7 protein-coding genes are annotated in these 12,147 nt (G+C 44.3%); 3 read left to right on the top strand and 4 right to left on the bottom strand.

What is annotated here, in order from left to right; translation table 11 throughout:
• The first annotated feature begins 213 nt into the window (after positions 1 to 213).
• From trxB to N746_RS0103565, 3 genes are all read left to right on the top strand, one after another.
• Positions 214 to 1,170, top strand: a complete 957-nt coding sequence (gene trxB, locus N746_RS0103575) for a thioredoxin-disulfide reductase (protein ID WP_029933991.1) — start codon at positions 214 to 216, stop codon at positions 1,168 to 1,170.
• A 179-nt stretch (positions 1,171 to 1,349) separates the two neighbouring features.
• On the top strand, positions 1,350 to 2,537 hold the full coding sequence (locus N746_RS0103570) for an EAL domain-containing protein (protein WP_029933990.1): 1,188 nt from the start codon (positions 1,350 to 1,352) through the stop codon (positions 2,535 to 2,537).
• A 63-nt stretch (positions 2,538 to 2,600) separates the two neighbouring features.
• Positions 2,601 to 4,610, top strand: coding sequence for a cache domain-containing protein (locus N746_RS0103565; protein WP_029933989.1), 2,010 nt, complete (start codon positions 2,601 to 2,603; stop codon positions 4,608 to 4,610).
• A gap of 56 nt (positions 4,611 to 4,666) precedes the next feature.
• On the opposite strand, the gene N746_RS10935 is transcribed toward N746_RS0103565, so the two are convergent.
• Genes N746_RS10935 through N746_RS10605 form a run of 4 tightly spaced genes read right to left on the bottom strand, consistent with a single transcriptional unit; the run spans position 4,667 to position 12,032 of the window.
• The gene (locus tag N746_RS10935) at positions 4,667 to 7,045 is read right to left on the bottom strand and encodes an HD domain-containing phosphohydrolase (protein WP_029933988.1); all 2,379 of its coding nucleotides are present in this window, start codon (positions 7,043 to 7,045) and stop codon (positions 4,667 to 4,669) included.
• Positions 7,046 to 7,063: 18 nt separating this feature from the next.
• The gene (locus N746_RS0103555; RefSeq protein ID WP_029933987.1) at positions 7,064 to 9,217 is read right to left on the bottom strand and encodes a CHASE2 domain-containing protein; all 2,154 of its coding nucleotides are present in this window, start codon (positions 9,215 to 9,217) and stop codon (positions 7,064 to 7,066) included.
• A gap of 2 nt (positions 9,218 to 9,219) precedes the next feature.
• Complete coding sequence (locus N746_RS0103550) at positions 9,220 to 10,578, bottom strand: tetratricopeptide repeat protein (RefSeq protein WP_029933986.1); 1,359 nt, start codon at positions 10,576 to 10,578, stop codon at positions 9,220 to 9,222.
• Positions 10,575 to 12,032 carry a FecR family protein gene (locus N746_RS10605; RefSeq protein WP_051678493.1) on the bottom strand — a complete coding sequence of 486 codons (1,458 nt, stop codon included), beginning with the start codon at positions 12,030 to 12,032 and terminating at the stop codon, positions 10,575 to 10,577. The genes N746_RS0103550 and N746_RS10605 overlap by 4 nt, the downstream gene beginning before the upstream one ends.
• Positions 12,033 to 12,147: the final 115 nt, after the last annotated feature.

The following is a 12,147-nucleotide window of genomic DNA, read 5'->3' as shown; positions in this document are numbered from 1 at the left end:
ACCATACCTATTTATAAGACAAGACAAGCAAGCACTTTTGCCAAGCTCACTTGACGCCAAGTTGATTATCTTTCATTCGTAAAAACTGCTAGAATTTTAACACACAAGCCGTCATATGGTAGACACACTCCATCTAAAACCATGGGCATCATATTGACTAGGCCGCACTCTGGTGCAAGTGAGCCAATTTATTCACCGAAAAGGACTCAGATTATGGAAACCAAACATTGCAAACTGCTTATATTAGGATCAGGCCCAGCCGGTTACAGCGCAGCCGTTTATGCGGCGCGAGCTAACTTAGACCCCGTCATTATCACCGGCATGCAACAAGGTGGTCAACTTACTACCACCACCGAAGTCGATAACTGGCCGGGCGATGTGGAAGGCTTAACTGGGCCGGACTTAATGGTCCGAATGCAAAAGCACGCTGAGCGTTTTGGTACCGAAATTATCTTTGACCACATCAACCAAGCTGACTTACAAAAACGTCCTTTTACTTTAAGCGGCGACAGCGGCACTTATACGTGTGATGCACTAATTATCGCCACCGGTGCTTCGGCTAAGTATTTAGGTTTAGATTCAGAAGAAGCATTTAAAGGCAAAGGCGTATCGGCTTGTGCAACCTGTGACGGTTTTTTCTATCGCAACCAAAAGGTCGCGGTTATAGGTGGTGGCAACACGGCGGTTGAAGAAGCCTTATATTTGTCCAACATTGCCGCCGAAGTGACCGTGGTACATCGTCGTGATAAATTTAGCAGTGAGAAAATCTTATCTGACAAACTACTGAAAAAAGCCAAAGACGCTAACGTAAAAATTGAGTTTAACAGCGCATTAGAAGAAGTATTGGGCGATAAAACCGGCGTAACCGGCATACGTATTAAAAACAACCAAACAAATGAAACCAAAGACGTTGATTTAGCAGGTGTCTTTATCGCGATTGGTCACACACCCAACACCTCCTTATTTGATGGCCAGCTGGATATGGTAAATGGCTACATCAAAGTTCAAAGCGGCTTACAAGGCAACGCGACCGCCACCAGCATTGAGGGCGTATTTGCCGCTGGAGATGTAATGGATCAAGTTTATAAGCAAGCGATCACCTCAGCTGGAGCAGGCTGTATGGCGGCTCTGGATGTTGAAAAATACCTAGAAACAAAAGGTCTAGCTTAATCCTAAAAAAGTGGTGCACACTGCACCACTTTTGAACCATTAACGTATATCCCGCCTCATCAGCGCCTTTAATAAACGGCCAATCATTAGTTAACCACCTGATATAGCGATATTTTTTTAAAGTTACCACGCAGCATGCTTATGTATAAAAATTATTAATAAGCAGAATTTTAACTTTAATGTCTATTTCAACTCATTATCAACCCATTATTAGCTTGGCACACCGACGCGTTGTTGGCTATGAGGCTTTGTTGCGCGCCAAACGATCCAATGGCGAGTTTTGCCCGCCGTTAGAAGCGTTTGAGCACGCGCGCCAACAAGGACGAGCTGAGCAATTCGACCGCTTGTGCTTAGCCAACCACCTCAAACACTTCGCACCGATTCAACGCCAAGACCAGTGGTTATTCTTAAATCTAAGTAGCGATACAATTAACCCACAAAATCAGCGCGCCGAACTCATCACGAATCGTTTGGCCAGGCAAGGTTTGCAACCCCAAAATATCGTATTGGAAATACTCGAAGATGCGGCCAAAGATGGTGAACAACTCAAAGAATTTGTGCATTACTATCGAAATGCCGGTTTTTTAATTGCGATTGATGATTTTGGCACGGGCCACTCCAACTTTGACCGCATGTGGGAGCTTAAGCCTAATATTGTCAAACTGGATCGTTCAATGTTAGTCAATGCGCGTAATAACCCAGGACGCCAACGCTGGCTGGCACGTTGTGTTGCATTGCTGCGCGAAACGGGCGCACTGATTATAATCGAAGGCGTTGAAACCCAAGACGATGCTTTGTTAGCACTCGATTCGGATGCGGATTTAGCGCAGGGTTATCTATTTGCAAAACCCTCCCCACTCGGGCATCACGACCAGGCCTGGTTGTTGAATGAGCTACAAATGCTACACCACCATAGTTTGTACAGTTTGGGCGAGCGCCAACGACTGCACACCCAAAAGAAGGTCTCGCTAAAAAACATGTTACTTGAAACTTCAATTGCTGTTTCTCAAGGCATTGATTTTCAAACCGCGACGGCCGAAATACTCCAGCATACCGCTGTTGAGCGGGTTTACTTGCTCAACAGTGAAGGCGTTCAAATCGTTGAAAGCCTGATCTCTGAACATGTGATCCAAGACACCTCCATGCGTTACGCACCTTTAACACGTAGCGATGGGGCACTTTGGGCGAGGCGCGCTTACTTTCGCAATGCGATGGACCAGCCCGATCAAGTACAGCTCTCTTCGCCCTACATTGGGCTACCTAATGCCAATTTAAATATCACCTTGTCAAAAGCTCTGTGTCGACCCTTTTCCGAAGAGAAAAACGTATTATGCGTTGATATCAACGCACATTACTTAAGTGAATAAAACCAAAATCGTTGCCGACCAAACCGGTGACAAAATAAAAAAATACGACGATGAGATTCTGCTATGCAACAAAATATTAAAGAACTAAAACTCTACACCCAGTACTTGCCTGAAGTAAAACGCTACTTAAGCCAACTCGAAGAACAAGATCTTTGGTGGACGACCGTCGCGATGGTCGGCAAAATTAACAATGAAAAAATGGACCCTCAGCTATTGGTGTCAATTGTTGAAACCCAAAAAGAATTTCAACAGTTACGCGATATGATGATTGAAGCCTTGATTACTCGTTACCTAAATCAAGCAAACAGCGAGGTGATGCTCAAAGCCCAAGCCACCATTGATATGATCAATCGAAACCTATTTGAGCGCACCGCCGATGTCGGCTTTTTAGCGACCGATGATGATTTGGTCAACTTTATGGCCGAATCTCAACCCGATGCCAGTCAACAGAACTTTATTCAAAATCGACTCGAAGAATATGTTGCCAAATACAGCGTATACGATGACATAGTGTTACTGAAACCTAATGGCGATGTGGCAGCCAAGCTTAACCCAAACAATCAAGCACAACATAGTCAAGATCCATTAATTCAAGAGGCCTTAATTGGCAAAGAAGATTATATTGAGATCTATCGCCATAGCGATATTTTCCCGCAACACGGCAAAAGTCTAATTTATGCAAAACGCATTCAAAAACAGCACGGTCGCGAAACCAAAACCATTGGCGTGCTTTGTTTAAGTTTTCGCTTTACCCAAGAAATGGACTTAATTTTTGACATATTAAATAGTCAAGATGCGGCTTACGAAATTCTGTTGAAAGATGAACACGGTGAAGTACTGGCCTCTGATTGCCCTAAAACTCACCCAGTCGGCCAAAAAACTAGCCCGCCCATCTTAAGCGAAAAACCTATTAGCCAGGACAACCAATTGCAGTTTTATGCGCAAGCGAAAGGCTATGAAGGCTTTATGGGGTTACCTTGGTTTAGCCAAATCCGAGTGGACAACCAGATCGCATTTGCTGAAAAAACTAATAGCCAATCAATTGGCTTAAAAATCTCGCCCGAATCCCCAGTGTATTTAAAAGATCTAGAGCAGACCAATCTTAAAGTCAGCACCTTATTGTTGATCGTGATTTTGAATGGAAAAATTACCTCGCTAAAAAAGGATGTACAATCCTTTTTGCCCATCCTAGATAGCTTTCAGGATATCAGCCGGAATATTGCCGAGATTTTTCATGATTTCATTCATCATATCCATGACGTCCTCATTGATACCATACAAGACAAAGTTCGCTTTAGTGGCACGCTAGCCGCTGAAATTATGGATCGAAACCTATATGAACGTGCTAACGACTGTCGTTGGTGGGCACTTAACTCCACCTTTCGCCAAATGCTTTCTTTGCACGATCAAGGGGAAGCCTTAAACGGTGAACAAGAAGCTGAACTCCACCGCATATTAAAGTACATCAACTCCCTGTATACCGTCTATACCAATATCATCCTATATGACCGTAAGGGCATGGTTTTAGCAATTTCCGATCCGGCACAGTCTGAACTGGTCGGTCATTCGCTAGGTCAGGTTCGCGACAGCCAGGCCTGTTTGTTATTAAATAGCACGCAAAGCTATACGGTGTCGGAGTTTGAGCAAACCAAACTCTACAATAACCGCCCCACTTATATTTACCATGCTGCAGTTAAAGATTGGCACAATATACAAAAAAACGTCGGCGGCATTGCTTTGGTATTTGACAGTGAACCTCAATTTGAAGCCATGCTAAAAGATACCGAACCCAAATACCAAATTAAAGAAATACAACAAGCCTCGTTTAGCATGTTTGTGCAACTTAACGGTATTTTGATCGCCTGTAGTCACCCAGACTTTGCACCAGGCCTGGTCATGGATTTACCAAACGAATTGTTGGCATTTGAAGCCGGAAAAACTGGTACGCTTGGCTGGAAAATTAACGGGAAAAACTATGTAGTAGGTTATCAAATGACACAGGGCTATCGTGAGTACAAAACCAGCGACGGCTATGATAATCCTATCCTCGCGTTGGCTTTAACACCGATTTAATCCAAACCACCAGGCCTGGTGGTTTGGATTAAAAAACAAGCCTAAAGTTTAACTTTCTATAAATCGGAAAAATCGACTTTTACCTCATCTATTAGTTCCGCGGGTAGATGACGCTGTGCGTATTCCAAGTAAAGCCCCGACTGATAGAAAAACTTCACCAACCCTCGATCCAAGTCATCATCTTTGGCCATGAAATATAAAATCTTCATCGCCACCGATAAGGGGTTAGCTTTTTTGTAAGGTCGGTCATGTGCCGTCAGGGCTTCAAACACATCCGCCACCGCTAAAATACGGGCTTCAAATGAAATCTCACCACCTCTTAAGCCCAGTGGATAGCCTTTACCATTTATTTTTTCGTGGTGCGCCCCAGCAATATGCGGGATATCTTTATACTTTTCAGGGAAAGGCAACTGCTTCAAAACTTCTAAGCCAATTTCGGCATGTTCATTGATAATCAAACGTTCTTCGTTGGTTAAGGTGCCTTTTTGCACCACTAAACAATAAGCTTCTTCAGGTGTAATCAGCGCCAGACTTTGACCACCAATTTGAAAAGGTTCGTCCGCCAATTTTTGAATCGCTGCAGCTTGCTCATCTGGCAAAAACTCACCGCCCATATTACTTTTTCTTACAAGTGCTAAACCTTGTTCCAATTGATTTAAATGGCTCAAAAGTTCGGTTTCAATCTCGGCCTGACGCACTGGATAATTGAGCTGCATCCGCAGCGCATTTTTTTCCATTTCGGCTCGAATATGCAAAGCCCGCTGTTCCACCAACTCAATCCGATCAAAATGCCCATCCAACTTGGTCGCTTTATCCATCACCGTTTCAGGCGTAGCCAGTTTGCCAATATCGTGCATCAGGGCGGCTAACTTGATTTGTTTGGTTTGTTCACCGGTATAAGCTTTAGTCGCATAAGTGTGCTGGTCATGATGAATCGCATCTGCCAATAATTCGCTCAACGCCACCATACGGGTGATATGACCCGCCGTATAAGGTGACTTGCGCCCCATCGTATAAATAATGCTGTTTAAGAAAGATTCGAGCAAGTTTTCCAAGTCATCAATTAATTGTGCATTGGTTAAGGCCACCGCGGCTTGGGACGCTAATGACAAGGTCACCGCTTCGTCTTGTTCAGAAAAACTAACCGTTGTTAGATCGACATCCTGCTTGTTTAACAACTGCAAAACGCCAATGACTTTTTGCTCAAAATTGCGCAACGGAATCACTAGCATGGACTGAGAGCGGTAACCGGTGCCCTGATCAAACTTTTTGGTACCATCAAACGAAAAACCTTCGGCCTGATACACGTCTTCGATATTAATGACTCGATCTTCAAGCGCACAAGTAGCCGCTACCATTTTTTTATTTTCGCGCCCATCGTCTAAAACCAAAGGCAACGGCGGCCAGCTTATTGGATCGCCAGTGCCTCCCATTTTTATTCCTAGCGAGTCCGTTTGCGCGACCGTAAAATGCAGCTGATGATTTTTTAATAAATACAGGGTTCCACCATCCGCACCCGTCAGGTTTTTGGCTTCGCTGACAATCATTTCTAACAGGTGATTGATATTTTTTTCAGCCGATAATGCGACCCCAATTCGATTCAGCTTTTCAACTTGCTCGGCCTGATTAACTGGCTCATAGTGTTTGACTATCGCCCCAGTATCGAGTTGAATCTGGTCGCCTTCGTTTAGGATATTTTGGCTGGATAATCCAATGGCGTTAAGTTCCGAATGAATCTCATCTAGATAAGCGGGTTTTAAATGAAAAACATAGATTTGAACATCATGCCGTTTCAAGTTTAACAACTCTTGCGCAAGCAACTTAGGGGTTAAGTGCTGACTGGCATTCGCAAGCTGTGATAAACGATTTGGAAACGAGACATCCAACACCACCGATCTTATCGCTGGATTGGCATTAATCAGCGGCCAAATATCGGGGTTACAATAGCCATCGCCGCCAAAGACCAAAGCTTGATCGGCATGCTCGATCACATAACCGCAACTACCTTGCGTGTGATGGGCATTGATCGGCGTCAGCACCAGGCCTGGTTCTATTTCATAGCGTTTATTAAGCTCGATCGGCACAAACTCAAGCGCAAACGCATCCGATTCGATTAATCGAATATTTGAAAAATCCGGCCAAATTACACCATTAAACACATGCTGTTTAAGCGCCGCTAAGGTTTCGGGTAGTGCGAACACTTGCAGTGATTTTTGACGGATTGCAAAATAATGATCTAGCCAAAAACCTAAATCTAAAATATGGTCTAGATGCGCATGAGTTAAGAAAATGCGCTCCACTAACCGAGCCTCATCGCCCAAACCATTCAAGATATTACCCGCGTCTATCAGGGTCGTATCCGACACTTGAATGCAGGTGGGCTGAGAAGACGCTGTCCGACTGCCGTGTGCGCCTAAAAAACGAATGCTATGCATATAGTTCAAGCCTCTTAATTACTTATTGCTCAAGGTGAATACGCCGTCAAAATCAGACGGCGTATTCTCAATATAATGCTGACACCGTTCAACGTACATCGCATAAAGCGTTTGCGGGTAATCATTTTGCAAGGCTTCAAATAACCTTAAAGCCTCATCAAAGCAGGCCTGGTGGTAAGCGTCTTGTGCTTGATTATAACGTTGCGCCTCGGGTTCTTGATAATCATACCAGGCCTGGTGCTTATCGCCCAAACACTCATACACCGAAACCGGTTGCGTTTTGCCTTTCACTCTAACTTTATCTAAAAATCGAATTTTATATTGTTGCGGATCTTGTAATGCCGCGAGTGTAAACTCAGTCAGTACGATTTGCGCGCCATAGGGTTTACTTAATCCCTCAGCTCGTGAGGCTAAGTTTACGGGATCGCCGATCACCGTATAATCAGATCGGCCTATTGAACCCATTTCACCCACCACTGACAAGCCAGTGTTTAAGCCTATGCCAATTTTCAGGTTGGGTAAGCCCTCTTGGGTTAGCTGCTGATTTAAGGCATCCAAAGCAAAAATTTGTTCGATCGCGGCTTTTAGGGCTTGATCAGCATGTTGCTCTATCGGCAAGGGCGCGTTCCAATAGGCCATAATCGCGTCACCAATAAATTTATCCACCGTGCCCTGATAGCGTGTAATCACCTCCACCATCGGCGTCATATACCGATTAAGCAATTTAATTAACGCCTGCGCCGACCCCATATTTTCCGACAAGTGGGTAAACCCGCGTATATCGCTAAAGAAAATCGTGACTTCTTGCTCGCGACCTTCCAAAACCAAATTATCGGGATGATTGATGAGCTCTTCCACCACCGCCGCCGAAACTTTTTGGGCGAATCGGTTTTTAATGCGGGCTTTTTGTTGGGATTCATAAAAGTAATTCACCACGATGCCCAGTAGGAATAAACCAACCAACACAAACATCGGCATGACGGTGTTTAGCAATAAACCCTGCTGGGTAAACGCATAGTAATGCCCAAAACCAATACCAAAGAACAAACTAGCGCCGACTAGAAAACCGGCAACCGAGCCCAGCCAAATCAGCATCGCACCGACCACCAAGCTCAAAAATACGATGCTCAGAAAATCCGCCCCCAACACCCACATGGGCTTGGCAATAAATTCCTGATTTAATATATTGTCGAGCGCGGTCGCATGCACCTCGACGCCCGGATAGACGTTATCAAATGGCGTCGCACGCAAATCTAACAAACCCGCCGCCGACGTACCTACCAAAGCGATTTTGCCAGCCACTTGTTCGGCCGGAATACGACCATGAATAATGTCCGTCGCCGAAATATACTCATAACGATATGACTCGCCGCGGAAACTTAACAATAAGCGGCCATGCGTATCGGTGGGGATTCGTAAATCGCCAATATAAACCGACTCGACTCCATTATTTTCATACTGAATAGTTAAGCGATTCTCACCCAAAATAATGCGCATCATCTCCAGGCTCAAAGCCGGAAACAGCATGCCGTCATATTCCATCACTAAGGGCACACTGCGCACCACCCCATCGGTATCCGGAATCGTATTGAAATAACCGCTTGAATAAGCGCTATTTTGAACTTCCGGAATATTCAAAACCGTACGATAGGGTTTAAACAAATAGGACGCATCAGGCTTGTCGCGCTCGACAATGATGGCTTGAGAACGTGGCGCGTCGCCTGGAGCAACGGGATCAGGATTTTGGATAAACACATAACCTAAAATAGTAGGCGTTTCGGCTACGGCCTGCGCCAACATAGCATCGAAGTCTGGCAAGTTTTCCGCTTGCATCCCCAAACGTTCGAACACACGTTTGGGCGAACTGTTATCGGCTTCGGCAAACACCACGTCCAGCCCAATCATACCAACATCCAAATCCGCTAAACCTTTCAACAAAGCCGAAACCTGGTCGCGTGGCCAAGGCCATTGACCGATTTCTTTTAAGCTCTGTTCATCAATATCAATAATCACAATCGCCGGATCAGCTGGCAATTCGCCACGCCAGATCATCATTTGATCTTTGATTTTTAATTCGAAGGGTTCTTGCAGGTGAGGAGCATAAAGCGTGATGTATAAACTCGCCAGTAACACACTCAAGGTCAAAACAACTTGGATAATGACCCTGGTCATATCTAAAACCGGTAAATGTAATTTAGATTGGCCTGGGTTTTATTAAACTCGTAAGGGCCTTGGTTTGATTTGTGGAAAGCCTGACTTAGATTCGCACTCACCAGAGAAACACGGTTAAGCTGATACTGGCCGCCCAAGTCAAAACGGGTAATTCGGTCAGAGCGTTTATTTGCAAACAAGGCAGTTTCTTGTTGATAGTCAGTATTGGTAAACGAAGCTCCAGCCATTAAACGCCAGCGTGCGCTTAATACTTTGTTGACGTTTAACTTGAATATTTTTTCGGTTAAAGAAGCCGGATCCGAAGCCGCATTTTTTGCTTGTTGACGATTTTCATAGCTAAAATTTGCGGCTAACACCAACGGCTTTTCACCAATCGCATGTCGATAACTCATTGAATAGATATTCGACCAAGCATCTCGAACTGCATTGTCGCCATCATACTGCATCGAACGTAATTTATAAGCCGCCGCTAAGGTTTGATTGGCGGACAGGAGTTGCTCTAAACTCGCCCCTAACGAAGCATTAGAAAGATAGTCTTCGCCATCCACAAACACTCGATCCACCTCAAGTGGAAACGCTACTTTATAAATATCATGTTGATAACTGGGAGCCGTCAGAGCACCAAAATATGTCACATTATTTTGTGAATAATCCTTATTAAGGCGATTAAACCCGACAAACTGACTATTAAGCGTCCAAGCTCCACGCTCGCCTAAATCATAGCCGTGATTGTAAACCAGCGTTTGACCAAACCCATAATCTTCGGCTTCGGCATTGCCCGACAGTTCTAAGCCACCAAAACCGTCCAATGCAAAGTTATTACCTGCACCAATATCGTTGTTCACATTAGAATCATAACCTAAGGTAAAAACCAGTGTGGTAGCATGAGAATGTTTGGATTGTTGCTTATCAATACGCGCTTTAAAATCGATCACATTTTGACGTACCTTATCTGGTAAGTTGGTGCTCAACGCCCTATCCAACTCGGCATGTGCCAATGCATACTCACCCATTTCAAAATAAAGTTTCGCCAACTCTAAACGCGTGCGCACACTTTGCGGGTTCAGCATTAACACCCGATCAAATGCGGCAATGGCTTGATCTGTTCGCTTTAAAGCGGCCGCGCTCATCGCAAAATAAAAATTAACCAAAGCATTGGATGGTGCTCGATTTAATAAGCCCTCAAATGCCACATAAGCTTGATTAAACTGCCCATGATCGAACAAGGACTTTGCTGTTTCAAAATCGGTTTTTAAGGCAGCTTGAGTTTGCGAATTAGTATCTTGTTCGCTACTAGAGACATATAACGGAAAGCCGCAAAGATTTAAAACCACAAATGATTGAATGAAAAACTTAATCACGGCTTAACCGCCTTAAAGACACCATTGGCTTCATAGTAATCCAACGACTGCCCCTCAGTTCCAAAACTAAAAATCCCACCTACTGAATTAGCTTCTTTACCAAAGAATTTGCCGTCCATATAACCGTAAGCAAACGCAGATTCTTGATTAACATCACCCGATGTACTCACACTAAATCCACCAGATTCAACATAACCTGAATCAATCATCATATTCCAATCCGTACTCGCTGAACTAAACGAAACATGCCCATTAATGGCACCTGTAGCAAAGTTAAACTCCAAGCCTAAGCTACTAGCGCTAATGTCTTCAACCGATTCATTAACGAGAACCTCACCTAAAAGGTGGCCTGCATAAGAATATGAGCCCCCTTGCTGAATCAAAGAGTCAATATGATCGGCTGCAGCGCTAGCTTCGGTGCCACCCACCCAGTAACCAAACATGCCATCCTGCTCCCAAGTACCCCAGCCCACGTTATCATCAAAGGTTCCGAGTAAATCAGTTTGTGAAACTTCAAACGTATAACCTAAGTAGAGGTCATCTTGGACAGGCTCGCCCTGACAATCGATACAAGGATCCTGTATAAAATAATCAGATAAATAAGATGGGACCTTCCACCCTACTACTGACAAACTCGAACTTGACGATAGCTGACTATCGATTTCTTGTTCAATTTGAGCATTCAATGCTTGATCGACAAGACGGGTATCCACATTCTGTTGATCATTATTTATAGAGTCGTTTTGATCGGCTAAATCGTCCGAATTTTCAAGTTCTTGAGTTTCGTCATTTGTACCCGCTTGGTTTTCTGAACCTTCACCAGACCCGCCTTCTGTTTGGCCACTTTCACCTTCTTCGTTCATGTGTTGCAACTCTTGAGTCGTCAAAGGTTTAGGCGGCTCAGGCGGTTGGCCTGGCATAATATTGGTAAATTGACCGGCTGGTACTTCAACACTCAAACCGGTTTGATCTTCAATAACATAAATAAGGCCGCTAAGCGTCGCAATCATTTCTCGCTCAGGTGTAACGCGACCGCTAAAGATCGTGCCACGAATCCCGATGGTAGCGGTACGGGTTTTGACTTTAAATTTATCAGGGGCGGCTTTACCGATTTGGCCAGTGATCGCCTTAAACGTGCCTTTGGCGATATTGAATTTGGCTTCAGCTTGGTTAGAGCCTTCATTTAAAAACGTCTCAACACCGAATTCGGTGTTACGTCCAAGCGTAATCACGGTGTTATCACTAAAGCGTAGCTGAGCACGCGCGTTGTCGCGCGTGAGAATTTTGTCTTGCTCAAAAATAGACGATCCGGTTTTTGCTTCGATTAACTGATCCGCACGTTGAATTTCAACCTCGCCAGTAGCCAGCACAATCGTACCCACCGACGACCAGGCCTGGTGACTAAAAAATAGGATCAAAATAAACAAGAATAGAGGGTTTGGACGCTTAAACATGAGCTATCCCCTTGTCATAAAAGTAGTGATTAGGTAAATCTTACCAAACATAAATCCAAAAAACGTCTAAATTACAACACATTAGAATTTACTAACACCTTAATCGTAATTTTTA

Source organism: Thiomicrospira pelophila DSM 1534 (assembly GCF_000711195.1).
Classification (GTDB): Bacteria; Pseudomonadota; Gammaproteobacteria; order Thiomicrospirales; family Thiomicrospiraceae; genus Thiomicrospira; species Thiomicrospira pelophila.
This window is presented reverse-complemented; position numbering and strand designations above follow the sequence as displayed.